Raw genomic sequence first — 25,853 nt, 5'->3', positions numbered from 1 at the left:
GCTGTCACCTTTCGGCGGTGTTTCGACGGATCCACGGACCGAATCAGCCTACGCCAGCCCCTGCCGGGTTCAGCGGCCGGACCGGCTCAGCGTGCCGGTGGGAAGTCCGGCGGCCTCCTCGTACGACCGGTAGGCGAGGGTTCCGTCGTCGTTGAGGGTGAAGGTCAGGTCCGCCTCGGCCCCGGTACAGAAGAGGCTCGCGGAGCTGTCGGCGACCGAGCGCTCATGGATCTTCAGCACCTTCTCGGTGCCGGAGGTGAGCGTCCCGATGCTGGAGCAGGAGACCTGCGAATCGAGGAAGCGGATCGACTGGGTCATCCGGACGACGTCCTGGCCCTTCTTTCCCTCGGTGAAGACGGCGGTGAGGATGCCGTGCGAGGCGCCCGAGCGTTCGAGGGTCGGCCCGGACCAGGTCCCCACGAACACCTTGGGCAGGGCTGCGATCCCGTCGTCGCCCCCGCCGCTTCCTTCACCACCGTCTCCTTCACCGCCGCTTCCTCCGCCGTCACCGGGGCCGCCGCCGGGAGCGGGTGGGGAGGAGGTGCCGCCGGACGGTGTGCCCGAGCCGGTGCCGGCGGAGGCACCCGTGGCCGAGTCCGTGGGGGCGGAGGCGGAGGCGGAGGGAGGCGAGGCGGCACTGCCGGTGCTGCGCTTGCTGGCGTCACCGGAGCCGCCCCAGGGCAACAGGTCGCCGAGCATGCCCGACGTCAGACCCACGACGGCCAGCGCACCGGCGACGGCCAGCGCGACGGTGCAGCTCACCCTCCGCCCGGCCCGGGCCCCGGGCCGCTGCTCGGGCAGCCTGTCGGCGCTCATGGAGACGGAGAACCGCGGCCCGTGCGGGGAGTGGGGCGGATCCGACGGGGAGCGGCCTCCGGACCGGTCGGACGGCAGCGGGATCGGTGGGCCGAAGACGCCGAGAGCACCGGCGGACCGGGCACCGGCCGACTGGCCGCCGGAAGACCGCGCGTCGGAGGACTGGGCGCCGGAGGACTGGGCGTCGGAGGGCCTTGCATCGGAGGACTGGGCGCCCGCGTGCGCGTTCTCTTCGCCGCTGCCGTCGTCGGGTGCCGTCGTACGGTCCCCAACACCTCGCCTGTCCGCGGGAGGTACGGAGAGCGAGGCGCTGCTGAAGGGGACGGGGCCGGAGAGCACCGGACCCTCCTGGGGTTCGAGGTCGAGCAGCGCCACTGCGTCCCGGCTCACCTCATGGACGAGCTCGGCGGGCAGCCAGCCCGCCGCCACCAGCACCGCCGCGCCGACGGGGGCGAGAGCACGGGCGATGTCGGGCGGGGAGGGCCGGGCGTCCGGGTCCTTCGCCAGGCACGCGGCGATGAGGTCCCTCAGCTCGCCCCGGAGATCGCCGAGTTCGGGCTCCTCGTGGACCACCTTGTACAGAAGCACGGCGGAGGAGTCGCCGGGGAAGGGTGCGGAGCCGGTGGCGGCGTACGCGAGGACCGCGCCGAGCGAGAACACGTCGGCCGCTCCGGAGATGTCGCCTCCGCGGATCTGCTCGGGTGCCATGTAGCCCGGCGACCCCACGGAGGCCCCGGTGGAGGTGAGCGAGACGGTGGCGCCGAGGGCTCTGGCGATGCCGAAGTCGATGAGCCGGGGGCCGTCGAGGGCGAGCAGGACGTTGGAAGGCTTCACGTCACGGTGGACGATGCCTTGCTGGTGCACGGCGCCCAGGGCCTCCGCGAGGCCGCCGCCCAGCGCCCGCACGGCCTGACCGGGCAGTGCGCCGTGCCGGGTCACCGCCTGCGAGAGGGACGGCCCCGCCACGTATCCGGTCGCCACCCACGGCACCGGTGCGTCGGGGTCGGCGTCCAGCACGGGAGCGGTCCACCGGGCCCCGACGCGCCGCGCGGAGTCCACCTCGCGCCGGAACCGGGCCCGGAACTGCTCGTCGAGGGCGAAGTGCGGGTGCACCACCTTCACCGCGACCGTGCGGCCTCCCGTGCTCCGGCCCAGGTAGACCCGCCCCATGCCGCCCGCGCCGAGCCTGCCGAGCAGCCGGTAGGCGCCGATGGTGCGCGGTTCGCCGGCTTCCAGCGGCTGCATGGCGACTCCCCCTGTGAAGCGACCGGACCTCGACCGAAGCGTAAGGGCTGCCCGTCGCCCGGTCACAGGAAAACGTTCCACCGGTTCCCCCGACCGGAAAGCATGCCCCTCCACGGGGGGGGCTCGGAATGCCAAATTCCGCTTTCTACTCCCTTCCGCCCACCACCCACCGGGACAGCGGCGACCTGCCCCCCGTCAGGCGCTTCCTGGACCGGAGAGGAAAGCAGAGAAGTTACGGGCGGGCGAATGAAACATGAGCGGATGGAGAAGAACGGAGAACCGGAACACACGGAAACACAGAACTTCGAGGCGCCGGCGAGGAGGCCGCCCCTAAAGGAATAGGAGAAAGAAAACGCGGGCTACCCGAGGGGAACACGGCGGGAAAGAATGGCGCCCCTTGGACATGCATGCCAAAGGCCCCCTCACCACCCGGCCATTCCCGTGGAGGCGCGAGAGAGGCGACCCGTACAGGAGTCCCGGACGGAGCCCCACACACCTCCGCGCACTCTCCCCCGGTTCCGCGGCCCGCTTTCGCCTCGGACACCCCGCATCGCATCCGAGAGCGACCACCGAGGAATCGGGCGTTCTGGAAGAAAGCCGCGAAAGGCGGCGAAAGTCGAGAAGCGAGAGAAAGGTGCGCGAGAGCGCCAGGAACGCGAAGAGGAAGGTACGGATCGCCACCGAATCGCGTCGTCACGACGGACCGGATCGTACGGGCGCCCCGTACGCCGAAGCCGTACACGGGTTCGACCCTTCGGGAGCATCCCGCGGTGGCTCCCGGGCCGTCCTGAGGTCACCTCAGGGGTCACGCCAGGAGGAACCCGGGAGGGACTCCGGGAAGGGCTCCAGGAGAGGCGGTGGCTGCCCGTCCGAGCGCGAGCGGCGGAGCCCGTATCGGCCGGAGCGCATGGGCGGCGGACGGTACGCGGTCACCGCGGCGGCGGGGCCGTAGGGCTGTAGGACCTGTGGGCAGCGTCAGGTACTGGGGCATGCGAGACCCGGAGACGTGGAGACAACACGGAACCGGCCTCCCGCCTCCACCACCAGGCCATCAAGCCTCCCGCCCCACCGCCCGGCTGCCCGGCCACCGGCCGTCCGGCCACCGGCCACCCGGCTGCCCGGACGTCCAGCCACCCGGAAGCCTGGGCAGCCGGAAGCCTGGGCAGTCGGACGGCCGGACGGCGTGGGGTCAGTTGCCGAGCAGCTCGACGTGCACGTCGTCGGGGTAGCCGGTGGTGCCGCCGGTCCGCCGGGCGAACTCCTTCACGCCCGCGAGCTGGTCGGGGCCGAAGCGGAAGTCGAGGGTGGTGAAGTACTTCTCCAGCACCTCCGCGTCGAAGGCTTCCCAGCGAGCGGCCTGCTCGGCGACCTTGGTGACCTCTTCCAGGGACACGTCCCGCGAAGCCAGGAAAGCCTGGTGCACCTTGTCTACGTACTCCGGTTCGGCGGCCAGGTAGTCCTTGCGGGCGGCCCAGACGGCGAAGACGAACGGCAGCCCGGTCCACTCCTTCCACATCTGACCCAGGTCGTGGACCTGGAGGCCGAGACGCGGGGCGTCGTGCAGGTTGGCGCGGAGTGCGGCGTCGCCGATCAGCACGGCGGCGTCCGCCTCCTGCATCATCGCGGCGAGGTCGGGCGGGCAGGTGTAGTAGTCGGGCTGTACCCCGTAGCGCTCGGCGAGCAGCAGCTGAGCCAGCCGGACGGACGTACGGGAGGTCGAACCGAGAGCCACCCGCGCACGGTCGAGCTGCTCCAGGGGAACCTGCGAGACGATCACGCACGACATGACGGGGCCGTCGCAGCCGACCGCGATGTCGGGGAAGGCGACCAGGTCGTCGGCGTTGCGCAGGAACTCCACCAGGGTGATGGGGCCGATGTCCAGGTCACCCTTGACCAGCTGCTCGCTGAGCTTCTCCGGGGTGTCCTTCGACAGCTCCAGATCGAGCAGGGTCCCCGTCCGTGCCAGCCCCCAGTAGAGGGGAAGGCAGTTCAGGAACTGGATGTGGCCGACACGGGGCCGGCTGCGGCGATGGCCGCCTTCGACGGGAGAGACGGTTGAATTGTCCACATCGCGAGGCTAGACCTGCGTTCGGACAACAGCACCACCGGGGCGATCTGCGGGCGAACACAGCGGCGTCCGCGGAGCCATCACCACACCGACAGCCCAGCCCCACACCACCGACAGCACCGCACTGGCAGGACCGCACCGACAGCACCGCGTCGGCAGCACCGCGTCGGCAAACCTGCCCGAGTATCGCCGCACCGACAACCTCAGCCCCATGCCTCACGCCGCTCCACCGGCACCCGCTCCCGGCTCCACTCCGGGGCCGCTCCCCCACGTGTCCCGCCCCCCACTTCACGCGCCTCTCCGCACCACGTTGCGCGCCCCCTCGCGCCCCTCACCACCGCCTGCCGTGCGCCCCCTCCGCGCCCCTCCACGCAGACCGCCCTGGCCGACCCCCGGACCAGTTCTCAACCCCACCTCCGCACCCGCCCTCACGCCCTCCCTCGCACCCGCCGCGCGACGTGCCGGTCACCTATCGGATCGCCCAATCAAACATTCGAGTGAAGTGATCTTTCCCTCTACCGCTCCCCAGAGGCTGCGTGCTAGGCTCGCCCGCAAGTTGCAGTTTGGTTTCCCTTGCAGTACAAAGCCTGCGGATCATGTAACCCGCAGGCTTTTGTAGTTTTCAGACTTCTTTGCAGGTTCTGGAGCAGGGCAACCCTTTGGCCCAAGGAGGGCTTTATGGCTACCGGAACCGTCAAGTGGTTCAACGCTGAAAAGGGCTTCGGCTTCATCGCCCAGGACGGCGGCGGCCCGGATGTCTTCGTTCACTACTCCGCGATCAACGCGTCCGGGTTCCGCTCCCTCGAGGAGAACCAGGTCGTGAACTTCGACGTCACTCAGGGTCCGAAGGGCCCGCAGGCTGAGAACGTCACCCCGGCCTAGTTGCCCGGGTCGGCCGATCGCGGCCGGTAAGCAGTACCCAAGGAGCCCCGCCCTTTGCCTCGGCAAGGGCGGGGCTCCTGCCTTTGCTCCCGCCGCACAATCCCTCTCCGCGCATCACACCGCTCTCCGCGCATCACACCGCTCTCCGCACGTCGCTGCCCCGGCGCCACCTTGTTCCGCACGTCGCTGCCCCCGCACCACCTTGTTCCGCACCGCGTTTTCCGCGCCGCCCCGTTCCGCGCGCCGCCCTTGACCCTCACACCGTGTGAAGCCGTGCACTCGGAGACATCATGTTCACCATCGGAGATTTCGCCCGGTACGGACGGGTATCGCCCCGCATGCTGCGTCACTACGACGCGATCGGGCTGTTGCGTCCGGACCGTACCGACCCGGCCAACGGCTACCGCTTCTACGGCGCAGCCCAACTCGCTCGCCTCAACCGCATCATCGCCCTCAAGGATCTCGGCTTCACGCTCCAAGAGGTCGGGAGCATCCTCGACGACGAGATCACCGCGCAGGAGCTGCGCGGGATGCTGCGGCTGCGGTGTACGGAGCTGGAGGCGGCGATGGCAGCGGCGGCAGCGGCGGCAGCGCGACTGAACCAGGTGGAGGCGCGACTCCGGTCGATCGAGAGTGAGGGACGCATGGACACCGACGACATCGTCATCAAGCAGGTTCCGGCGGTACGGGTCGCCGAGCTGACCGGCACGGCCGCCGGCTTCCGGCCGCAGGACATCACCCCGGTGATCGTCCCGCTGTACGAGCAGTTGTTCCCGTTGCTGGCCGCGGCGGGCCTCACGCCCTCCGGTCCGGGAATCGCCCGGTACGAGGACGCCCCGGACGGGAACGCGGCGGTGGGCGCGGTCCTCGTGCACGCCGGGGTGACGGTCTCCGCACCGGCCGGGCCGGTCGGCGACAGCGGTGTCCGGGTGGTGGAGTTGCCCGCGTTCGAGGCGGCCACCCTCGTGCACCGGGGCGCGATGGACTCCGTGCTCTCCACGGAGCAGGTACTCGCCCGTTGGCTGGACACCAGCGGTTACCGGGCGGTCGGTTACACCCGGGAGGTCACCCTGGAGTGCCCCGAGGAGAAGGAGAAGTGGGTGACCGAGCTGCAGCAGGCGATCGTCAGGGCCTGACGACGCGCCCGCGCCCCGCCCCGGCCGGGGCCCACCGTGCGGGTGGGCCCCGGCCCCGCCCGGAAGCACCCGCCCGGAAGCACCCGCCCGGAAGCACCCGCCCGGAAACGCCCGCCAACGCCCGGCCGACGCCCTTCCCACCCCCGCCGCCCCCGTCCCGCTGGGCAAGGTTCCGCGATCGTTGTCGAAGCCTTGTGCAGAGCATCACGCAGAGCTGACGGGGTAGCCCGCGACAAGGCAGACTGTCGACAGCGGTATCAACGGTACGGAGCGATCCGGACGCGCCCTCACGTCACACCCGGGCGCTCCCCCGCGTCCCGGTGCCGGCGACCGCGGCAGAACCGGGCGGGGCGAAAGCAGGACAGGGGGCATCAATGGACCGCGACAACGGGCCACGCGTGCGCGTTCCGGAGCAGCGCGCCACGCAGGGGCCGGTGTCGGGAGCCCCACCGCACCCCGCACCGGATACCCGACCGCAACCCGAAGGCCAGGACCGGGCCCAAGACCAGCCCCAGGACCAGGCCCAAGCCCAAGAGCGGCCCCAGGACCAAGCCCAGCCCCAGCCCCAGGAGCAGAACCAACCCCCGGCCCCCACCCACGAGTTGCACTTCGCCGTCCTCGGGCCCGTACGGGTCCGGCTCGGCGGGACTCCGCTGGCCTCCGGGTCCCCGCAGCAGCGTGCCCTGTTGGCGGCGCTGCTCCTCCGGGACGGCCGTACCGCGACCGCCTCCGAATTGATCGACGCCATCTGGGGCGAGGAGTCGCCGCCCCGGGCGTTGGCGGCGATCCGTACGTACGCCTCCCGGCTGCGCAAGGTGCTCGGGCAGGACGTGCTGGTCAGCGAGTCGGGCGGGTATGCGATCCGGCTCCGCGAGGGGTCCCTCGACGTGCGTCTGGCCCAGGAGTCGGTGGGCGCGGCGGAGAAGGCGCGGGCGTCCGGCAACCGCACGCGGGCCCGGGATCTGATCGCGGAGGCCCTGGCCTCGTGGGACGGCGAGACGCTGGCCTCCGTGCCGGGGCCGTACGCGGAGAACCAGCGCACCCGTCTGGAGGAGTGGCGTCTCCAGCTGACCGAGACACGGCTCGACCTGGATCTGGAGCTGGGCCACCACGCGGAGGCGGTCTCCGAACTGACCGCGCTCACCGCCGCGCATCCGCTGCGGGAGCGGCTGCGTGAGCTGTTGATGCTGGCGCTGTACCGCAGCGGCCGGCAGTCCGAGGCGCTCGCGGTGTACGCGGACACCCGGCGGCTCCTCGCGGAGGAGCTGGGGGTCGATCCCCGCCCCGAGCTCTCCCGGCTCCAGCAGCGCATCCTCTCCGCCGACGACGAACTGGCCCGTCCGGTCGAGGAATCCGTTCAGGTGGCGCCGGTCGCCGTGCGTCCCGCGCAGCTTCCGGCCGCGGTCGCGGACTTCACCGGCCGCGAGTCCTTCGTGCGGGAGCTCGGCGACCGGCTGGCAACGGCCGAGGGTTCGGTGATGGCGGTGTCGGCGCTGGCGGGCATAGGGGGCGTCGGCAAGACCACGCTCGCCGTGCACGTCGCCCACCGGTCCCGGAACCGTTTCCCGGACGGCCAGTTGTACGTGGACCTCCAGGGTGCGGGGGCCCGGGTCGCCGAACCGGAGACGGTGCTCGGGGCGTTCCTGCGCGCACTGGGTACCCCGGAGTCGGCGATTCCGGACTCGCTCGACGAGCGGGCCGCGCTGTACCGGTCGGCGCTCGACGGCCGCAGGGTCCTGGTGCTGCTGGACAACGCCCACGATGCCGCGCAGGTACGGCCGTTGCTGCCCGGGACTCCCGGGTGCGCCGCCCTGGTGACGAGCCGGGTGCGGATGATCGACCTGGCCGGGGCGCATCTGGTGGATCTGGACGTGATGTCTCCGGCGGAGTCCTTGCAGCTCTTCACCCGGATCGTCGGCGAGGAGCGGGTGGGCGCGGAGCGGGACGCGGCCCTGGACGTGGTGGCGGCGTGCGGGTTCCTGCCGCTGGCGATCCGTATCGCCGCCTCGCGGCTGGCCTCGCGCCGTACCTGGACGGTGTCGGTGCTGGCGGCCAAGCTCGCCGACGAGCGGAGCAGGCTGGACGAGCTGCGGGCGGGCGATCTCGCGGTGAAGGCGACGTTCGAGCTGGGCTACGGCCAGTTGGAGCCCGTCCAGGCCCGTGCGTTCCGTCTCCTCGGTCTGGCGGACGGCCCCGACGTGTCGCTCGCGGCCGCGGCGGCGCTCCTCGGTCTGGAGCCGCAGGCGGCCGAGGACATCCTGGAGTCGCTGGTCGACACCTCCCTGCTGGAGTCGGCCGCACCAGGGCGGTACCGGTACCACGATCTCGTCCGTCTGTACGCCCGTGCGTGCGCCGAGCGCGACGAGCATCCTCCCGTGGAGCGGGAGCGGGCACTCTCCCGGCTGATCGACTTCTACCTCGCGACCGCTGCGGGCGTGTACGCGCTGGAGCGGCCGGGTGACCGGCTGGTGGACCATCTGGAACCCACCGGCCGGGCCGGGTTGGCCTTCGCCGACCGGCACGCGGCGCTGGACTGGCTGTACACGGAGGCGGCCACGATCCTCGCCTGCGCCCGCCAGTGCACCGGGGCCGCGACCCTGCGGCGGGCGGTGGACCTGTTGTGGGCGGCGCTGGACCTCGGGGAGTCGGGGGCCAACGCGAAGGAGTACGAGACGACGGCTCTGGCGCTGCTGGAGGCGGCGTCGGGCTGCGGTGACCGCCGTACGGAGGTGCGCGCGCTGGTCACCCTCGCCGATGTGCACCACGCCTCGGGCCGCTTCGACCAGGCCGAGCAGGAGGCGGCGCGGATCATGGCGCTGGTCGATCCGGCGCTCGACCCGCTGCCGGGGTGCTGGGCCTCGAACGCGCTCGGGATCATGGCGCTCTACCAGAGCCGTCACGACGACGGCGAGACGTACTTCTCCCAGGCCATCGACGCGTTCCGGCTGGTCGGGGACCGGCCGGGCGAGGCGAGCGCGTTGTGCAACCTGTCCCGTATCCACCTGGCGACCGGCCGTACCGGCAGCGCGGTGGAGCTGGCGCAGCGGGGTACGGACATCTACGACGGCATGGGCCATGCCCTGCGGAGCGCCAACGGCCGTTACGCCCTGGGCATGGCGCTGACCGAGAGCGAGTCGTTCGACGATGCCACGGACCGGTTGCAGGAGGCGCTGACGGTCTTCCGCGAGAGCCGGCAGCGGCTGTGGGTGGGGATGACGCTCTTCCGTCTCGCGGAGGTCGATCTCGCGGCCGGGCGTGCGGTGCAGGCCGCCGCGGGGGCCGAGCAGTCGCTGACCTCGCTGCGCGGGATCGGGGGCGACTGGCGGAAGGCCAACGTGCTGACCGTGCTGGGCCAGGCCCTGGTGCGGATCGGCCAGTTCGGCCGGGCTCAGGTCTGCTGGCGCGAGGCGCTCGGGATCTACGACGGTCTGGGCTCCCACGAGGCCGCGGGGGTACGCGCGCTGCTGGACCGGTTCGCGTCCGTGCTGCCCGCGTGACGCCCTGGTGGGACGCCGGCAGCGGACGTTCATCATTCGTTTATCGCGGACCGGCACTCTTCCTTCTAGTCGATCCGTCGCGTCGGGGGGCAGACGGGGCGACCGCGGGGCCGTGGCACTAACGTGAGCGGCTCTTGGCGAGGCTCGTACGGCAGTCGGTTTTCGGGGGAACTGCCGCACGGGCCTCGCGCACCCGATACGAAGAATCGCAGGGGAGCGGAACATGGCGGACGCCAAGAAGGACTCCAAGCTCACGACTCAGGACATGCACGCCACCGGCACCGAGGTCGCGGCCGAGGAACTGACCACGCTGGACATGCACGCCACGGGGACCTCGAAGCTGCTGACCGCGCAAGCCACGGGCGGTACGGCGACGACCGACGACATGCACGCCACGTCGGAGCCCGTCACCTGACAGACTTTTTTTCGCTACGGGGGACCGGGGCTCGGGGGAGCCGCGGGACACGGGGGAACGGCCGCGGTGGCGCGGAGGGGGAGCCACCGCGGCCGTCGTGCGTCCGGAGCCGGAGCGGGAGCGGCATCCCGGTGTACGGGAACGGGAGAGGCCCGTCGCGACCAGGTCGCGGCGGGCCTCTCGGCGTTGTCCGTTCCGGACGTCAGCGGGCGAGGACCGCCGTGGCGTCGCAGCGGTACACCTCGTCCACCTTGGCCGGGGACGCCATGGGCACCGTGAACGTCTTCGATTCCATTCCGTCGGTGGCGTCGAGTTCGACCTTCTTGTGGGCCGTGTCGAGCAGGTTGCCCGCGGAGTCGAAGAACGTCACGGTGATCCGGACCTTGGAGGTGCCGTAGCCGGTCGGGGTGAGTTCGACCTGCGAGGACGTCACCGCCTTGCGTGAACCCTTGGCCGGCTGGGCGCACTTGACCACGCGCACGGCCGGGTCGGAGCCGGCCGACGAGGTGTACCCGGTGGTCGGATCGTTCGTGGGCGTGCTGTGACCGGAACTCGATCCGGAGCCCGAACCCGAGCCGTCGTAGTCGTAGTCGTCATCGTTGTCGCTGGTGCTGTGGTAGCCGCCGTTGGACGACCTGGAGCTGGAGCAACCGCCGCCGGAGCCGTGGCTCGACCCGCTGTGGCCGTGTCCGTGACTGGACTTGGAGAACCCGGTGAGTGAGAGCACCACCACCGCCAGGACCGCCGCCAGTTTGATCTGTTGCCGCATCATGGACGCAGCCCCCCTCGTGTCTCGTCTTCTTCTCCGCGACGCCTTCTCCCGGCGCCTTCTCCCGACGTTCGTTTCCGGACCAGCATCGGGGCGAAGGCCCCGCGCTACGTCATGACCCTGTCACGGATTGGTCATGGTGTGCCTGGTGGGGCCGAAAACCGTCGGCGAGGCCTGCCGAAAGTGGCGCACGGGACGGGACGGACCGGAAGAGGCGCACGAGACGGGCGTACGACCGCACAGGACGGGTGTACGGCGGGGTGGCGGGGCCAGGGGGCGCCGGGCCGCTTCGAAGTCGCGGAGGCGGAGGGTCGGGCGTAGCGTCGAGCGCGAGAGCGTCGCGCAGGTGTCCGCGCGTACGCCGTCGGTACGTACGCGCACATGGCGCAGGAGGCTGACGATGATCCGCAACGTCCTCGGCTCCGTGGTCGCTCTCGCAGGAGCGGCGGCCGTCGTCCTGAGCCCCTTCCGTGACTGGTACGACGGCCGCCCCGGGCACGATTACCGTGTGCGGGACCTTTTCGAGGGGATCACCACCACCTCGTCGGCGGTGATGGTCTCCTTGTTCCTGCCCTTCCTGGTGGTGGCGGTACTGGCCGTGGCCGGGGTCGTGCTCCGCTCGCGGCTCGTGGTGGCGCTCGCCGGGGTGGTGGCGCTCGGTTTCACCGTGCTGTGGATGGTCCGCCAGGGCCAGGCGACGGGGAGTCTGACGGTGGACCCGGACGGTTCCGGGCTCCAGTGGGGGGTGGCGCTCGCCCTGGGCGGCGGCCTTCTGCTGCTGATCGGGTCCCTGGTGATGTCGGGCCGCCGCCGGCGCGGGCGCGGACGGGACGCGGGTACGGGTGGTGCCCCGGACTACGACGCGCGCACCGCGCCGTACCCCACCCCCGGTTACGAGCACCCGGACACCTGGCCGCCCACGCAGGAGCCGGGCCCGTCCACGCAGACGAGCCCGTATCCCGAGCCGGAACCGGACCCGTACACCGGTCCGGAGGACCCGCGTCGGCACGACGGCCCCTGACGCAGGCGACACACGGCAGGCACGCGACGCGCGCCGGGAGCCTGCCGGAAGGGGACAGCCGCTACCGCGCCCGGTTGTTCCCCGTGCCCGTGCCCTTCAGCGCGTCCAGCGCGTAGACGCACCGGTCCTTGCTGCAGGCGTAGACGACCCCGGCTCGGGCGACCGGGGAGCCGGTGATCTCGCCGCCGGTGGCGAGCTTCCAGCGCAGGGTGCCGCCCGCCGCGTCCAGGGTGTAGAGGACGTGGTCGGCGGAGCCGAAGTGCACCCGCCCGTCCGCGACGACGGGGCTGCCGACCACGTCGCCGCCGGCCGCGAACCGCCACTTCGGGGTGCCGGTGACCGCGTCGAGGGTGTAGAGCGCGCTGCCGCTGCCGACGTGTACGTTCCCGCCGGTGACCAGCACGGGTTCGATGGAGTGGCGGGCCTCCGTGGCGATGCGCCAGCGGTCCTTGCCGTTCGCCGCGTCGAGCGCGTAGACCGTGCCGAGGTAGTCCGCGAGGTACACGCCTCCCCCGGTCACCGCCGGGCCGGGCGCGAACGCGGGCGGCGAGAGGAAGACGGCGGGCGCCTCGAAGTGCCAGCGCACATGGCCCGAGGCGCTCTCCACGGCCAGCACCCGGGTGCCCGCCGCGACGTAGACGTTGCCGTCCGGCGCCGGGGTCACCCGGACCGGGACACCGCCGCAGGAGGCCGCGTCGCCGACGGGGTACGACCAGCGCTCGGAGCCGGTACGGGCGTCGAGGGCGCGCAGCCGGGCGTCCTGCCAGACGTACGCGATCCCGTCGTGGAGCGCCGGGCCGGCCTCCGCCGTCTCGAAGTCGGTCTGGGCGCCGGAGATCTCCCACAGCTGTTCGCCGCCGCCGGCGTCCCACGCCTGGACGCCGCCGCCCCGGGTCCCGGTCAGCAGGGTGCCCCGGTCGGCCTTGAGGGAGTAGACCCAGGCGTCGGTCCGCCGCCTCCACCGTTCGGTGCCGCTCATGGCGTCCAGCGCGTAGAGGGAGGGGCCGTCGGAGGCGTGGATCGTCCCGCCGTCGACGGCCATCGCCCAGGCCACGTCACGGGTCTTGAACTGGCGCCGGCCGTTGCCGATGTCGAGCGCGTGGATCTCGAAGGACGTGACGTAGAGGAGGCCGCCCGCGACGACCGGGGTACCCCAGACGTCGTTGGACATGCGGAAACGCCAGGGGCGCCAGCGGTCCGGTGCGGCGGGCGCCGCCTCGGGGGCGGTGGCCGGCGCCGGTACGGGCGCGGTGACCGGGGCCGGGAGCGCGCCGGCGAGCCCGGCGGGCGGGCGGACCCACCCGGTGGCGGCCGCCGGGTGCGCGGCGGCGGCGCCCCGGATCTCGGCGGCGCGCGGACCGGGTCCGATCGCGACCTTCGCGCCGATCAGGTGGACGGGCCCGCCGTCCGTCGAGGGCGCTGCCGGTGCCGAGGGGCCGGGGCCCACGGGCAGTGCGGGCCGGGCGGGCCGCGGGGGCATCGGGGCGGTCTCGGGCAGCCGGTTGGTGTCCCAGTCGCCGGCCGGCGGGCGCGGGGGTGGCGGCGGGGCCACCGCCTGCACGGGGGCGGGTGCCATGGTGCGTCCGCCGCCGCGCCGCTGTTCGATCATCGCGGTGGCCCGGCCGGGCAGCCAGGCCGACGCGGTGCCGCTGTCGTCGCTGCCCGAGGCGAACAGGTGCGGGGCGAGCTGCGCCTGGAGGTCGGCGGGGCTGGGGCGGCGGGTCGGGTCCATCTGCATGCAGGACTCGATCAGCGGGCGGAGGTCGTCCGGCAGCCCCTCGGTGTCCGGGCCTTCGCGCAGCAGCATGAACACGGTCTCCACCGGGTTGGCGCCGTGGAAGGGCGCGTGGCCGGTGGCCGCGAAGACGAGGGTCGAGCCGAGCGAGAAGACGTCGCTCGCGCCGGTGACGCTGCGCGAGTCGCGGGCCTGCTCGGGCGACATGTAGGCGGGGGTGCCCACGGCGACGTTCGTCATGGTCAGCCGGGTGTTGGACACTCCGGACGCGATGCCGAAGTCGATGACCCGGGGGCCGTCCTCCACGACGAGCACGTTGGACGGCTTCAGGTCGCGGTGGACGAGCCCGGCACCGTGGATGGACTGGAGGGCCTCGGCGATACCGGCGGCCAGCCAGCGGACTGCCTGGGTGGGCATGGGCCCGCACTCGTTCACTATCTCTTCGAGCGAGGGGGCCGGTACGTACGCGGTGGCCAGCCACGGCACGGCGGCGCGCGGGTCGGCGTCCACCACGGCGGCGGTGTAGAACCCGCTCACCGCGCGGGCGGCTTCGACCTCGCGGGTGAACCGGACGCGGAAGAGCTGGTCCTCGGCGAGCTCGGTGCGGACGGTCTTGATCGCCACCCGTCTGCCCGACGCCGAGCGTGCGAGATAGACGAGCCCCATGCCGCCGGCTCCGAGCCGTCCCAGCACCTCGAACGGGCCGATCCGTCTCGGGTCGTGCTGCGTCAGCTGTTCCACTTGCCTGCCACCTCCCCGTACGGGCCCTGGTCCCACGACCCCGGCCCGCGATTTCCCGCCCCGTGCAGCGTCTCACCACCGGGCACCACCTGGCGGTGCGCACCCCGATTCTTCCTGGCGCGGCCCCCAGTTGCGAACCCGGGGGCGAATCGGGGTGTCATCAGCCCCGTCGGTGGCAGAGGGGCGGGGCTCGCTGCTATGGGTGCGGGCCCGCACAACCGCCGTACGGGCGAAGGACAGGAGTGCGCGGCGCGCGGGCGGGGACGAAGTGCGCCGGAGCAAGCCGGTGTTGTACGGGTCCGGCGCGTCCTGGACGCGAGCGGGGCGTGCACGGACCCACCGTGCACGCCCCCTGTCCGCGCGGAACGGGGGCCGGCGCTCGCGTAATCCCCCGTCAGTGCCGGGCGACCGACCCGTCAGTACCGGCCCGCCGACCCGTCAGTACCGGCCGCTGAACTCCGGTACGGCGTCCGGTGCCGGGGCCTCCCCGGCTGCCGGGTCGCGGCGGGCCAGCTTCTCGCCCTCGATGTCGACCTCGGGCAGGATGCGGTCGATCCAACGCGGCAGCGTCCAGGCGTGCTTGCCGAGGAGGGTGAGGACGGCGGGCACGATCGTCATGCGGACGACGAAGGCGTCCAGGGCGACGGCGACCGCGAGGGCGAAGCCGAGGGCCTTGATGATGGCCTCGTGCGAGCCGATGAAGCCGGCGAACACCGAGATCATGATGAGGGCCGCGGCCGTGACGACCTTCGCGCTGTGGTGGAAGCCGGTCTCGATCGCCGTACGGGGGTCGGCGCCGTGGACGTACGCCTCGCGCATCCGGGTCACCAGGAACACCTGGTAGTCCATGGCGAGTCCGAAGACGATGCCGACCAGCAGGATCGGCATCAGGCTCATGATCGGACCGGTCTGCTCCAGGCCGACGAGGTCCTTCAGCCAGCCCCACTGGAAGACCGTGACGAGCGAGCCGAGCGAGGCCAGCACGGAGAGCAGGAAGCCGAGCGCGGCCTTGACCGGCACCAGGATCGAACGGAACACCAGGATCAGGACGAGGAAGGCGAGTCCGACGACGAGGACGAGGTAGGGCGCGATGGCCGCGCTGAACTTGTCCGAGACGTCGATGTTGAGCGCGGTGGTGCCGGTGACCATGGCGCGGGCGCCGTTGTCGGCCTGGGACTTCCCGGCCAGCGAGCGGATGCTCGCGACGAGGTCCTTGGTGGCGTCGGTGGTCGGTCCGCTGCCGGGGACGACGGTGATGATCGCGGTGTCGCCGGCCTTGTTGAAGGCGGCGGGCGACACGCCCTTCACGTCGGGCAGTGCGGCGATGTCCTTGCCGAGGGAGGCGGCGGCTTCGGACGCGGTGGCCGGGGTGCGGTCGTCGACGGTGACGATCAGGGGCCCGTTGAAGCCGGGGCCGAACGACTCGGAGAGCAGGTCGTACGCCTTGCGCTGGGTGGAGGAGGGGGCCTTGGAACCGTCGTCCGGCAGTCCGAGCTTGAGGTCGGTGGCGGGCAGCGCGAGGGTGCCGAGGGCGACGACGGCGAGGACCAGGACCGCGGCGGGCCGGCGCATCACCAGGGCTATCCAGCGACGGCCGACCGTGACCTTGGCGGCCCGGGCGGCAGCCGGGGCGGTGGTGCGGTTGCGCGCCCGGCCGAGGACCCGCTCGCTGCCGAAGCTCAGCAGGGCGGGCACGAGGGTGATCGCGACCAGCACGGCGATGACGACGGCACCGGCGGCGGCGAGGCCCATGGCGGTGAGCAGCGGCAGGTTGACGACGGCGAGGCCGGCGAGGGCGATGATCACGGTCACGCCCGCGAAGACGACGGCTGAACCGGCCGTTCCGTTGGCGCGTGCGGCGGCCTCCCGCGCGTCGTAGCCGTCGGCGCGTTCGGCCCGGTACCGGGACACGATGAAGAGCGCGTAGTCGATGCCGACGGCGATGCCGAGCATCGAGGCCAGCGAGGAGGTGCTGCTGTCGAGCTCGAAGGTGGCGCTGACCGCGGTGATCACGGAGGTGCTCACGCCCACCCCCACCAGGGCGGTGAGCAGCGGGAAGCCCGCTGCGACCAGGGACCCGAAGGTGAGGACGAGGACGAGGGCGGCGAGCAGGAAGCCGATCGCCTCGGCGGTCATTCCCTGCTCGGGTTCGGCGAGGGCGTCGCCGGACGCCTCCACCGTCAGGCCCTCGTCACGGCCGGCGTCCAGCGCCTTGTCGATGCCGGTGTGGTCGGCGTCGGCCAGGTCGGCCGCCCCGACGGTGTAGGTGACCTGCGCGTAGGCGGTGCGGCCGTCGGCGCTGACCGTCTTGGCGGCGAAGGGGTCGCTGACCTGCGCGATGCGGGAGGAGGAGCCCTTCAGACCGGTCAGGACCTTCTCCGTGGCGGCCCGGTTGCCGGCGGCGTCGATCCGCTGCCCTTCCGGGGCGCGCACGACGACCCGGGCGCTCGCGCCCTCGGCGTTGGCGGCCGGGAACTTCTCGGCGAGGAGGTCGAAGGCGCGCTGCGACTCCGTGCCGGGCAGCGACAGCCCGGAGGACCCCGTGTTCGTGGTGCCGGCGGCGACGGAACCGACGGCTCCGAGGACGACGGCCCACAGGAGGACGACCAGCCAGCGCCGCCGGAAGGCGAAGCGGCCGATCCTGTGCAGGAAGGTAGCCATGAGAGTGGAGGACTCCGTAAGTGGTGCGTGCGTGCGCGTGGTGCGTGCGCACGGAGAAGAGTCAGGGACTGAACGGTCTGAACGGTCTGGAGGTTCAGAACGGCCTGGAAGTCGGGACGGCCTCGACGTTGAGGAGCCTTGGTGCGGGAAAACCGTGACGCCGGGGGATCCGTGGTTCCCGTGCCGCGCGGGGACGCCGGGAACCACGGCGGTACCGGCCCCCGTCCCCACGGGCGGCAGTACCCCCGGCACCGTCGCCGCGTGCGACGGTACGACCGCCGTCGGCCGTACTCGGGGGAGGGCACGGCCGCCGGTGATCACCATGGTGTCGCGTGCGGAGGTCGGGACGTGTCGGCCGCAGGTACCGTTCGGTGTCCGGTCTGTCGGTCATTCGGCCGACACCGCCCGCCGGGCGGCTCCTTACGCTGGTGCGCGTGGACTGGCATCTTCCGTTTACTCCGGCCGTCAATCGGCTCATCGCCGTGTTCGGCCTGCTCGCGTTCGCGCTGACCTGGGTGGCGGACCTCGCGCTGCTGGGTTCCGCGCCCGACGCGTTCTCCCTCGCGACCAACTGGCTGTCCGTTCTGGTCACCGGGCCGCTCACGATGCTCGCCGTCGCCGAGCCCCGGCTCACCCGGTTCCCCGGCGCCGCGACGCGCTTCGCCTCGCCGCTGCTGCCCCGCGTCTGGTGCGTCGTGGTGATGTCGCTGGCGCTGACGGTCGTCTGCCTGACCGCGCCGCCGAAGGGGTCGTCCGTCGGCATGCTGGAGTGCGCGGGCCTGCTCACCCTGGTGATCCGTACCCTCGCGCAGACCGCGAGCGCGCGGAGGGCGGCCGCCGCCGCGGCGGCCCTGAGCCTCGCGGTGCTGGCGCTGCCCGTACGGACCTGCCTGTGGTCGGTGATCGTGCCCGGCGGTTACGTCCTGACGGTGGCGCTCGCCATCACCATCACCCTCGGCTGCGCCATCCGCGCCCTGGAGGCCCGGCGCCGCCGGAACATCTCCGACGTCCGGCAGGCCGAACGGCTGGCGCTCGCCCGCGACCTGCACGATCTGATCGCCCACCACATGACCGGCATCATCGTCCAGGCGCACGCGGCGACGGCCATCCACGCCACAGCGCCGGAGAAGGTCGAGCCGATCCTGCGGAACATAGCCCAGGCCGGTACGGAGACCCTCGAATCGATGCGCCGGCTGGTACGGGTACTGCGCGAGGACAACCACGTCCCGCAGCGTCCGGGCGACCTGCTGAGCGAGCTCTCCGAGCTGACGGCCGCCCACTCCGCGCCCGCCGCGGCCGGCGCCCCGGCCGCCGCCGCCCGGCTGGAGGCGACCGCCGCGGCGCGCACCGCGCATCTCACGCCGGAGGTGGAGATCTCCGCGTACCGGGTCGCGCAGGAGGCCCTCACCAACGTCCGCCGCCACGCCCCCGGCGCCCAGGCCGCCGTACGCCTCGACGCGGACCGGGCGTGGCTCTGGGTCACGGTCACCAACGGCGCCTCACCGTCCGCGAACCACAACGGCTTCGGGGGGCAGAGCGGCTTCGGCCTCATCGGGCTGCGCGAGCGCGTGGAGGCCCTGGACGGAACCCTGCGGACCGGCCCGCTGCGCGACGGCGGGTGGGAGGTACGGGCCCGCTTCCGGCTCCAGTCCCCGCCCCCCGCGCCCACGGCCGGCGCCGTGTGCGGCGGCTCCCCGTGGGCGGTTTGAAGACTGTCCGGGCGGTTCTGGTGCACACGTGCCGCACTTGCGCGACTCCCTGGGAGCGGACGGAGCCCCGCGTGCGGGTCTGGTCCGCTCCCGCGGGTCCGGCGGGCACCGGCCTCCGCACCTGACGGGCGCCGGCCTGCGCACGTGCGGAACGGCAACCGCGTCCCTCCCGCCCCGCTTCCGGGTCCCGACCGGCCGCCCTCCCGCGTGTCCTCCCCGGCGCCGGGCCGTGCGTGCCGCTCATCCGCGCGGCCGGACCACCCGGTGCTCCCAGGCCCATGCGGCGACCTCGACCCGGTTGCGGGCGTCCAGCTTGGCCTGGATGCGGCCCAGGTAGGTCTTGACCGTCGACAGCGACAGGAACAGCTCGTCGCAGATCTCCTGGTTGGTACGGCCCACCGCGACCAGCCGCACGATGTCCCGCTCCCGGGTGCTGAGCAGTCCGTGCGGCTCCGGGCCCCCGCCGGGTACCGAGGGCTCCGACGGCGCCGCGCCCTGTTCCGCGCGCTCCAGGCGCCGCAGCAGCCGTACCGTCACCGCCGGGGACACCAGAGCGTCGCCGCGGGCCGCCGCGTGCACGGCCTCCACCAGCAGGGCCGGGGTGGCGTCCTTCAGCAGGAACCCGCAGGCGCCGTTGCGCAGTGCGCCGCGCACGTAGTCGTCCTGGTCGAAGGTGGTGATCACCACGACGTTGATCGGGTCGGCGACACCGGGCCCGGCCAGCAGCCGGGTCACCTCGAGGCCGTCCAGGCGCGGCATCCGGATGTCGGCCAGCACCACCCTCGGCCGCAGCCTGCGGGCCAGCTCCACGCACTCGACGCCGTCGGCCGCCTCGCCGACCACCTCGATGCCCGGCTGCGCCTCCAGGATCATGCGGAACCCGGCCCGGACCAGCTCCTGGTCGTCGGCTATCACCACGTCGATCTTCGTACCGGACACGGGCCCGTCCTATCACGGGGCGGTGGGGGGCCGACGGGCGGTCGGCGACGCGACGTCAGGCGCGGGCGTCGAGGCGGTGCCGCAGGGAACCGTCCGGCCCGAAGACGTCCATCAGGTAGCCCTTCTCCAGCGAAAGCCCCTCGTGCTCCGCCAGATAGCGGGTGACCGACTCCTTGAGTTCCTGGAACGGCCGGTCGTCCTCGTCCGGGTCGTGCGTCCACACGGTCAGCAGCGGTACTCCGTCTCCGTCGGAGCCGCGCCCGATGCCGTACACGTCCGGCACCCCTCCGGCCTCGCGGTACCGCTCCGCGAGTTGCGTGGCGGCGCCGGGTGCGACGGTGGTGGTCGCGACGGGCCCGCGTGTCCCGGCGCTGTCCTCCCGTGCCGGACCGGAGCCGGCGGTGCAGCCGGTCAGCAGCACGGCGCATCCGACGCAGACGAGTACGGCCCGGAGGGCGAGGTTTCCCATCGCGTCATTGTGGGCGGAATCCCTTACGGGAGACGGGTGTTGCGGCCACCGTGGCGCGAATTCGCGGGACCACGGGGCGTCTTCGACCGGTATCCCGCCCACAGGCCGCCGCCCATCCCCCGGTCGACGGCCTCCGCTCCACGGCCCTCCGGTCTACGGCAGCATCAGCTCCGCCGGCTGGAGCACGGCGAACGCGGCGCTCTGGTCGTCCTGGAACGCCGCCATCCGCCCGTACGGGATGTCGAACGGCACGGCGGTGACGCGGCCGCCCAGCTCCGTCACCCGTTCGGCGGTGCGGTCGCAGTCGGCGACGGCGAAGTACGTCAGGAAGTGGCTGGGCATCATCTCGGGGAAGTCGTCCGTGATGACGCTCCGGCCGCCGATCGCGGTGTCGGGGCCGGGGGTGGCGCCGGGCGGGGACCACATGCGGAAGTCGATGCCGCTCCCGGCCGTCCCGGGGTCCCCGTCGGCGGAGGCGTCCAGGTCGGTGCTCCGGAAGCCGAAGACGGCGGCGTAGAAGGGGTCCACCCGGTCGGGGCGCCGGGTGTAGAGCTCGGTCCAGCAGTACGAACCGGGTTCGTTCTGCTTCTGGAAGCCCGGCCGCTCCTCCGCCTGCCACAGCCAGAAGGCGGCGCCGTCCGGGTCGACGGCCTGCGCCAGGATCCCGGCGCGGCCCGCGCGGACGGGGTCGGTGATGATCTGGCCGCCCTCCGCGCGGATCGCGGAGACGGTGGCCCGGATGTCGTCGGTGGCGAAGTGGACGCCCCAGGTGGTGGGCATCCGGCCGTCCGTCTTGGCGGCGAGCGCGGCGACGAGCCGCCCGTCGCTGTAGGCGTCGGCGAAGGGCATGCCGTCCCCGGCGTGGAAGCTCCAGCCGAAGAGCCCGCCGTAGAAGCGCTTGCCCGCTTCGAGGTCGGAGAGGTGCACCTCCACCCAGCAGGGCACGGAGTGCGCGAATGCCGCCATGGGCCGGGTCCTTCCCTCGCCGGGAGCGCGGTCCTCCCGCGCGGCCGGGCGCGCCACGTGTGCGTGACACCTGTCCTGGTCAACGTAACGGCGCCCGCGCTCCCCCGCGAGAGGGGACGGGGGCGCGACGGGACGTGGCGGTCCCGTCCGGCTCCGTGCGCGCTCGGCGGATTCGCCGTACCGCAGAGCGAAAGTTGTCCACCGAAGTTGTCCACAGGCTGTTGATAACACTTTCTCGCGCATCTCCCCGCCCCCGGGACCTCTTGTGAACGCACGCGCCGCAAAGGCAACAGAAGCATCCAGCGGCCTCTCCGGATCGCATGAAAAAGATGGCCGAAATACCACCCGCCACCCTCTGCGCGCTGGGTAATTCCCCATTTGCACTCGGCCGAATCGCGCTCCGTTCACCCGTCGGTAAGCTGACGGCATGACAGGACAAGTACGCACCGTCGACGGCCGCGTGGCCGGTCGACGCGGTCAGGCGACGCGGCAGAAGCTGCTCGATTGCCTCAGCGAGATGCTCAGCTCCTCGCCGTACCGGGACGTCAAAGTCATCGACGTCGCACGGAAGGCGGGGACTTCACCCGCGACTTTCTACCAGTACTTCCCGGACGTGGAAGGCGCTGTCCTCGAAGTCGCCGACGAACTGGCCAAGGAGGGCACCGGGCTGAACGAACTGGCCTCCGGGCGCTCGTGGGTCGGTAAGGCCGGCTGGCAGGCGGCCGAGGAACTCGTCGACGGATTCCTCGACTTCTGGCGACGCAACGACGCGATTCTCCGCGTGATCGACCTCGGTTCGGCCGAGGGCGACAAGCGGTTCAACAAGATCCGTGTGAAGATCCTCAGTTCGTTCACCAACTCCCTGACGGACGCGGTGAAGGAGCTCCAGGGCAAGGGCAAGGTCGACAAGGACGTCAACCCCGCCGCGGTGGCGGGATCACTCGTCGCCATGCTGGCCGCCGTCGCCTCGCACCAGAAGGCCCTGACCACGGGCACGGGTGTCAAGGTCGGCGAACTCCGCCCGAACCTCGCCCTGTTGGTGCACCTCGGTGTGACCGGCAAGAAGCCCACGAAGTAGGCGCCCGCGACGGATCCACCCCCCTTCACCGGGCGGCGCACGGCCTGCCCCGGACGCCCGGCATCCTGTCTCGCCGACGGCGGGCCACACACGCGATGTGGCCCGCCGTCGGTGTACCCGGGACATGCCGCGTCCAGCGCCCCGAGCCCCCTCCCCCGCCGCGGCCTGCTGCAATGGCGCCATGAGCGACGACGACGCGTCCCGCACCGACGCACACACGGCCTTCCTCCGCCTGCTGCACGCCCAGCGCGTGTGGGACACCGAGCTGCCGGGATTCGATCCGGCGACCGCCCCCGAGGCGCCCGTCCCCCTCTTCCACGCCTGGTTCGCCGAGGCCGTCGCCGCCGGGCAGCCCGAGCCGCACACCATGGCGCTGGCCACCGTCGACGCGTACGGCCACCCGGACGTGCGGACGCTGATGCTGCACGACGCGGACGAGCGCGGCTGGCGCTTCGCGACCCACGCCACCAGCGCCAAGGGCCGCCAGCTCGCCGCCCACCCGCACGCGGCGCTCACCTTCTACTGGCCGGTGCAGGGCCGGACGGTACGGGTACGCGGCCCCGTCGCCCTCGGGTCCGCCGAGGAGAGCCGGGCCGATCTGCACGCCCGCTCCACCGGGGCGCTCGCCTCCGGTCTGGTCGGCCGGCAGAGCGAGGTCCTGGACGACCTCGCGGAACTGGCCCGCGCCTCCGATGCCGCGTGGCGGCGGGCGCGGGACGAACCCGAGGCCGAGGTGGCGAGCTGGCGGCGGTACGTCGTCCGGCCGCAGGAGGTCGAGTTCTTCCAGGGCGACCCCCGCCGCCGCCATGTACGGCTGCGCTACCGCCGCCGGGGAGCGGGGTGGGTGCGGGAGCTGCTCTGGCCGTGACGGCCCCGGCGGCGGAGGGCGGCCCCGGCAGTCGCCCTCACCCGGCCGGAGGGCGGCCCCGGCAGCCGCCCCTACCGACCGGGTGGATCCAAGGGCTGGCCCCGGGCATGGCGAGCCGCCTCCCGCACCAGAGCGCCGAGACGGGCGGTTCCGCCGGCCTGAGGGATGTCGGCCTGCCAGGCATCGACGGAGAACCACTCGCCGTCGGTGAGCGGCGGAAGGCTGCCTCCCGATGCGAGGTTCTCGGGGGGAGCGGCGACCCGGACCAGCAGGATGCTCGTGCCGTACGCGAGCGCCGCGGCCACACCTCCGACCGAGAGGACCGGCACGCCGTAGGCGGACCCCACCGGATGGCCCGACGCGAGGACGACGAAGCGTTCCTGGAGATCAGGGTGAGTGTGCAGCTGCCACCCGTCGAGTGCCATGTCGTGCGGACCGCTGGGCCGCGCGGCCCGTGCGCGGAGGTAGTCGAGCAGCGCGAGGTTCTCGGTGCGGTTCGGGTCCGGAGGTACGGGTGGCCTGCGTCCTCTCCGCGTCATACGGGCGACGGTAGCGGCGCTGCGCCACCCGCGACAGGGGAAGCGGGGGTTCCCGGCCACGCCCGGTCCGCACGATGCCGGAACCCTGCGTTCCGGGCCTCCGGACCCCCCGCAGCACACCGGACCAGAGGTGCAGCTCCGCTTTGGCAGCAGTTCATCCAGGGTTTCCCCCTTGCTCGTCCGGCAAAAGCAGGCTCACCTCCATGAACACCATGAACCGCGCCAAGGTCTCCGCGGCCGTCGCCGCCGCCGCCCTGCTCGTCGGGGCCGGCGCCTCGGCCGCTTCGGCCGCCCCCCACCACGCCTCCGCCCACCGGGGCAAGCCGTCCGCCTCGCACGAGCGCGAGCAGCAGCACCAGCAGCGGATACCGTTCACCGCCGCGACCGTGACGGCGAACGACAACGGTTCGTACACCCTGAGCTGGACCGCCCCCGGGGTCCGCGGCGTGGTCGTCAAGGCGAACGGCAAGGTGGTCGCCCAGGGCGGCAGCCACGCCACGGTCACCGTCAAGAACCTGCCGGCCGCCGACCGCCAGTGGTTCGACTTCGTCCCGTCGAAGGGCGGGTCGCTCCACCTCGCGGACCGGGAGATCGCACTCCAGGGCGCGGTCAACTTCCGTGACGCGGGCGGCTACCGCACCAGCACGGGCCAGTGGGTCAAGATGGGCGAGGTCTACCGCTCGGGCGCCCTGAACACCCTCACCGCCGCCGATGTCGCCAAGCTGAACCGGCTCGGCATCAAGGTCGACTTCGACCTGCGCACCGCCGGTGAGCGCACCTCCGCCCCGGACACCGTGCCGGCCGGCGCGAAGTACGTGATCGCCGACGTCATCGGTGGCGACGTGACCTCGGCGATCGACCTCTCCTCGGCCGAGAAGTCCGCCCAGTACATGGTCGACGGCGAGAAGGCGATGGTCAGCTCGGCCACCGGCAAGGCCGCTTACCAGCAGGTCTTCGCCGGTCTGGCCGACGACGACCAGCACGCGGTGCTCTTCCACTGCTCGGCCGGCAAGGACCGCACGGGCTGGGCGAACGCCGCCCTGCTGACCGCGCTCGGCGTGCCGAAGGCCACGGTCATGCAGGACTACCTGGCCAGCAACACCTACCGCGCCGAGGCGAACGCCGCCGCGCTGGCCGCGATGCCGGCCGACATGGCCGCCGCGTACAAGCCGATGCTGGACGTCCGCGCCGAGTACCTGAACTCCGGCTTCGACGAGGTCGAGGCCACGTTCGGCTCGTTCGCCAACTACGAGAAGAAGGGCCTCGGCCTCTCCTCGAAGGAGATCAAGGAGCTGAAGGCCTCGCTGCTCGTCGGCTGAGCCCGGAAGGACTCCGGTCAGGGGCGCCCCTCCCGGCGGAGAGGGGCGCCCCTGCGTGCCGGGCCCGGGCCGGCGGTCGGGCGGCGCGCGCGGGGTCAGACTCCCGCCGCCCGCCGTCCCAGGACGGGTTCGGCCAGGAGCCTCGCCGTGCCGCACAGGGTCTGCCCGTGCCGGGCGAAGAGTTCGTCCCGGGAGCCGACGTGCCCGAGGTCCGCGAGCAGGTACGCCGAGAGATCGCACGAGGCGTCGGACGCGGGGCAGACCGAGGGGCCGTCCCAGTCGACCGCCGTCCGGGACAGGGCCTCGAAGAGCGTCTCGGGGCCCTCGTTCGTGAAGCCTCCGCCACGCGGGCCCTGCGGAGCGACGGCACCGGCGAAGAGTTCGGACACGGTCAGCCAGCGTGCGGCGGCGCCGTCCGGCAGTCCGTCGATACGGAACTCCGGCCACGCCAGGATCACTTGGTCGGGGACGATGCGACGCAGCCGGGGAAAGCGCGGGTACCAGAACGTGCCGTCCACCACCAGTCCGCGCACCCGGGTGGGAGTGCCCCAAGCCCTCGCGACCGCTTCCAGTACGGCCATCCGCTGGCTGCACGAACCCCGGCCGAGGCGCAGGACCCGGGACACCGGCCGCGCCTCCTCCACCGAGTAGACGGGGCGCACCTCCTCGGAGATCCACCGGTGGGCGCGGCGGAGTGCCGCCACCGTCGCCTCGGGCCCGCCCCCCTCACGGTCCGCGGTGCCGATGCTCCGCACGGCGGCCCGGACGCGCGGGTGCTCGTGGTCGAGAATCCGCGTCGGCCCCGCCCCTCCGCCCGCCCCGGACTCGCCGGGCACGGCTCGTCGGCCCGTTCGGCACGGTGTCAGCAGAGTGCTCACCACGATCGGCCCCCTCCATCGGCTGCGACCAGCGTCCCAGTTTTCTTGAACGCGTTCAAGTGCGGAGGGGGCCGGAATTCAAGTACGGAGGACCGGGGTGCG

At 72.5% G+C, this 25,853-nt stretch carries 19 protein-coding genes; 9 read left to right on the top strand and 10 right to left on the bottom strand.

Going from position 1 to position 25,853, the window contains the following annotated elements; all coding sequences use genetic code 11:
* Nucleotides 1–69: 69 nt before the first annotated feature.
* The gene (locus ACWCSV_RS01420; protein WP_451137826.1) at nucleotides 70–2,061 is read right to left on the bottom strand and encodes a protein kinase domain-containing protein; all 1,992 of its coding nucleotides are present in this window, start codon (nucleotides 2,059–2,061) and stop codon (nucleotides 70–72) included.
* A 1,189-nt stretch (nucleotides 2,062–3,250) separates the two neighbouring features.
* Complete coding sequence (locus ACWCSV_RS01415; protein ID WP_451137825.1) at nucleotides 3,251–4,129, bottom strand: menaquinone biosynthetic enzyme MqnA/MqnD family protein; 879 nt, start codon at nucleotides 4,127–4,129, stop codon at nucleotides 3,251–3,253.
* Between the two features lie 678 nt (nucleotides 4,130–4,807).
* On the opposite strand from ACWCSV_RS01415, the gene ACWCSV_RS01410 reads away from it, so the two are divergent.
* The 4 genes from ACWCSV_RS01410 (at nucleotide 4,808) to ACWCSV_RS01395 (ending at nucleotide 10,059) form a co-directional block, all read left to right on the top strand.
* Nucleotides 4,808–5,011, top strand: coding sequence for a cold-shock protein (locus tag ACWCSV_RS01410; RefSeq protein WP_003967102.1), 204 nt, complete (start codon nucleotides 4,808–4,810; stop codon nucleotides 5,009–5,011).
* A 290-nt stretch (nucleotides 5,012–5,301) separates the two neighbouring features.
* Nucleotides 5,302–6,147 (top strand): MerR family transcriptional regulator, encoded by an 846-nt coding sequence (locus ACWCSV_RS01405; RefSeq protein ID WP_451137824.1) that lies wholly within the window; start codon nucleotides 5,302–5,304, stop codon nucleotides 6,145–6,147.
* Between the two features lie 602 nt (nucleotides 6,148–6,749).
* Nucleotides 6,750–9,644, top strand: coding sequence for a BTAD domain-containing putative transcriptional regulator (locus ACWCSV_RS01400; RefSeq protein ID WP_451137823.1), 2,895 nt, complete (start codon nucleotides 6,750–6,752; stop codon nucleotides 9,642–9,644).
* Nucleotides 9,645–9,867: 223 nt separating this feature from the next.
* Nucleotides 9,868–10,059: a hypothetical protein gene (locus ACWCSV_RS01395; RefSeq protein ID WP_451137822.1), complete on the top strand. Its 192-nt coding sequence runs from the start codon at nucleotides 9,868–9,870 to the stop codon at nucleotides 10,057–10,059.
* 202 nt (nucleotides 10,060–10,261) lie between these two features.
* On the opposite strand, the gene ACWCSV_RS01390 is transcribed toward ACWCSV_RS01395, so the two are convergent.
* Nucleotides 10,262–10,831: a hypothetical protein gene (locus ACWCSV_RS01390; protein ID WP_451137821.1), complete on the bottom strand. Its 570-nt coding sequence runs from the start codon at nucleotides 10,829–10,831 to the stop codon at nucleotides 10,262–10,264.
* Nucleotides 10,832–11,228: 397 nt separating this feature from the next.
* Here ACWCSV_RS01390 and ACWCSV_RS01385 point away from each other — a divergent pair, with 397 nt between their 5' ends.
* Nucleotides 11,229–11,849, top strand: coding sequence for a hypothetical protein (locus ACWCSV_RS01385; RefSeq protein ID WP_451137820.1), 621 nt, complete (start codon nucleotides 11,229–11,231; stop codon nucleotides 11,847–11,849).
* Between the two features lie 61 nt (nucleotides 11,850–11,910).
* On the opposite strand, the gene ACWCSV_RS01380 is transcribed toward ACWCSV_RS01385, so the two are convergent.
* Together ACWCSV_RS01380 and ACWCSV_RS01375 are read right to left on the bottom strand one after the other, a co-directional pair.
* Nucleotides 11,911–14,325: an outer membrane protein assembly factor BamB family protein gene (locus ACWCSV_RS01380; protein ID WP_451137819.1), complete on the bottom strand. Its 2,415-nt coding sequence runs from the start codon at nucleotides 14,323–14,325 to the stop codon at nucleotides 11,911–11,913.
* Nucleotides 14,326–14,763: 438 nt separating this feature from the next.
* Nucleotides 14,764–16,986, bottom strand: coding sequence for an MMPL family transporter (locus ACWCSV_RS01375; RefSeq protein ID WP_451137818.1), 2,223 nt, complete (start codon nucleotides 16,984–16,986; stop codon nucleotides 14,764–14,766).
* Between the two features lie 434 nt (nucleotides 16,987–17,420).
* On the opposite strand from ACWCSV_RS01375, the gene ACWCSV_RS01370 reads away from it, so the two are divergent.
* Entirely contained in the window at nucleotides 17,421–18,695 is a 1,275-nt protein-coding gene (locus ACWCSV_RS01370) for a sensor histidine kinase (RefSeq protein ID WP_451137817.1), read from the top strand.
* Between the two features lie 240 nt (nucleotides 18,696–18,935).
* On the opposite strand, the gene ACWCSV_RS01365 is transcribed toward ACWCSV_RS01370, so the two are convergent.
* The 3 genes from ACWCSV_RS01365 to ACWCSV_RS01355 all read right to left on the bottom strand — a co-directional run bounded on the left by ACWCSV_RS01365 (nucleotide 18,936) and on the right by ACWCSV_RS01355 (nucleotide 21,069).
* Nucleotides 18,936–19,634, bottom strand: coding sequence for a response regulator (locus tag ACWCSV_RS01365; RefSeq protein WP_451137816.1), 699 nt, complete (start codon nucleotides 19,632–19,634; stop codon nucleotides 18,936–18,938).
* Nucleotides 19,635–19,689: 55 nt separating this feature from the next.
* The gene (locus tag ACWCSV_RS01360) at nucleotides 19,690–20,103 is read right to left on the bottom strand and encodes a hypothetical protein (RefSeq protein ID WP_451137815.1); all 414 of its coding nucleotides are present in this window, start codon (nucleotides 20,101–20,103) and stop codon (nucleotides 19,690–19,692) included.
* 153 nt (nucleotides 20,104–20,256) lie between these two features.
* The gene (locus ACWCSV_RS01355) at nucleotides 20,257–21,069 is read right to left on the bottom strand and encodes a VOC family protein (protein WP_451137814.1); all 813 of its coding nucleotides are present in this window, start codon (nucleotides 21,067–21,069) and stop codon (nucleotides 20,257–20,259) included.
* A 427-nt stretch (nucleotides 21,070–21,496) separates the two neighbouring features.
* On the opposite strand from ACWCSV_RS01355, the gene ACWCSV_RS01350 reads away from it, so the two are divergent.
* Both ACWCSV_RS01350 and ACWCSV_RS01345 read left to right on the top strand, forming a co-directional pair.
* A complete protein-coding gene (locus ACWCSV_RS01350) occupies nucleotides 21,497–22,147 on the top strand; it encodes a TetR family transcriptional regulator (RefSeq protein WP_327176296.1) in 651 nt (216 codons plus the stop codon).
* Nucleotides 22,148–22,328: 181 nt separating this feature from the next.
* Nucleotides 22,329–23,015 (top strand): pyridoxine/pyridoxamine 5'-phosphate oxidase, encoded by a 687-nt coding sequence (locus ACWCSV_RS01345; protein WP_451137813.1) that lies wholly within the window; start codon nucleotides 22,329–22,331, stop codon nucleotides 23,013–23,015.
* A 71-nt stretch (nucleotides 23,016–23,086) separates the two neighbouring features.
* Here ACWCSV_RS01345 and ACWCSV_RS01340 read toward each other — a convergent pair whose 3' ends face one another.
* The gene (locus ACWCSV_RS01340) at nucleotides 23,087–23,554 is read right to left on the bottom strand and encodes a hypothetical protein (protein WP_451137812.1); all 468 of its coding nucleotides are present in this window, start codon (nucleotides 23,552–23,554) and stop codon (nucleotides 23,087–23,089) included.
* Nucleotides 23,555–23,757: 203 nt separating this feature from the next.
* Here ACWCSV_RS01340 and ACWCSV_RS01335 point away from each other — a divergent pair, with 203 nt between their 5' ends.
* A complete protein-coding gene (locus ACWCSV_RS01335) occupies nucleotides 23,758–24,873 on the top strand; it encodes a tyrosine-protein phosphatase (protein ID WP_451137811.1) in 1,116 nt (371 codons plus the stop codon).
* 95 nt (nucleotides 24,874–24,968) lie between these two features.
* Here the strand turns inward: ACWCSV_RS01335 and ACWCSV_RS01330 are convergent, their stop codons facing one another.
* Nucleotides 24,969–25,754 carry a transglutaminase domain-containing protein gene (locus ACWCSV_RS01330; RefSeq protein ID WP_451137810.1) on the bottom strand — a complete coding sequence of 262 codons (786 nt, stop codon included), beginning with the start codon at nucleotides 25,752–25,754 and terminating at the stop codon, nucleotides 24,969–24,971.
* Between the last annotated feature and the right edge of the window lie 99 nt (nucleotides 25,755–25,853).

The organism is Streptomyces sp. NPDC001770 (genome assembly GCF_053596135.1).
The sequence above is the reverse complement of the archived record's forward strand: the minus strand, read 5'-3'. Positions and strand labels throughout refer to the sequence as shown.

What these genes read in the sequence shown, in the direction of transcription:
- ACWCSV_RS01420 (WP_451137826.1), bottom strand. Translation starts at nt 2,061, where the DNA reads ATGCAGCCGCTGGAAGCCGGCGAACCGCGCACCATCGGCGCCTACCGG.
- ACWCSV_RS01410 (WP_003967102.1), top strand. Translation starts at nt 4,808, where the DNA reads ATGGCTACCGGAACCGTCAAGTGGTTCAACGCTGAAAAGGGCTTCGGC.
- ACWCSV_RS01405 (WP_451137824.1), top strand. Translation starts at nt 5,302, where the DNA reads ATGTTCACCATCGGAGATTTCGCCCGGTACGGACGGGTATCGCCCCGC.
- ACWCSV_RS01395 (WP_451137822.1), top strand. Translation starts at nt 9,868, where the DNA reads ATGGCGGACGCCAAGAAGGACTCCAAGCTCACGACTCAGGACATGCAC.
- ACWCSV_RS01390 (WP_451137821.1), bottom strand. Translation starts at nt 10,831, where the DNA reads ATGATGCGGCAACAGATCAAACTGGCGGCGGTCCTGGCGGTGGTGGTG.
- ACWCSV_RS01385 (WP_451137820.1), top strand. Translation starts at nt 11,229, where the DNA reads ATGATCCGCAACGTCCTCGGCTCCGTGGTCGCTCTCGCAGGAGCGGCG.
- ACWCSV_RS01375 (WP_451137818.1), bottom strand. Translation starts at nt 16,986, where the DNA reads ATGGCTACCTTCCTGCACAGGATCGGCCGCTTCGCCTTCCGGCGGCGC.
- ACWCSV_RS01360 (WP_451137815.1), bottom strand. Translation starts at nt 20,103, where the DNA reads ATGGGAAACCTCGCCCTCCGGGCCGTACTCGTCTGCGTCGGATGCGCC.
- ACWCSV_RS01355 (WP_451137814.1), bottom strand. Translation starts at nt 21,069, where the DNA reads ATGGCGGCATTCGCGCACTCCGTGCCCTGCTGGGTGGAGGTGCACCTC.
- ACWCSV_RS01350 (WP_327176296.1), top strand. Translation starts at nt 21,497, where the DNA reads ATGACAGGACAAGTACGCACCGTCGACGGCCGCGTGGCCGGTCGACGC.
- ACWCSV_RS01345 (WP_451137813.1), top strand. Translation starts at nt 22,329, where the DNA reads ATGAGCGACGACGACGCGTCCCGCACCGACGCACACACGGCCTTCCTC.
- ACWCSV_RS01340 (WP_451137812.1), bottom strand. Translation starts at nt 23,554, where the DNA reads ATGACGCGGAGAGGACGCAGGCCACCCGTACCTCCGGACCCGAACCGC.
- ACWCSV_RS01335 (WP_451137811.1), top strand. Translation starts at nt 23,758, where the DNA reads ATGAACACCATGAACCGCGCCAAGGTCTCCGCGGCCGTCGCCGCCGCC.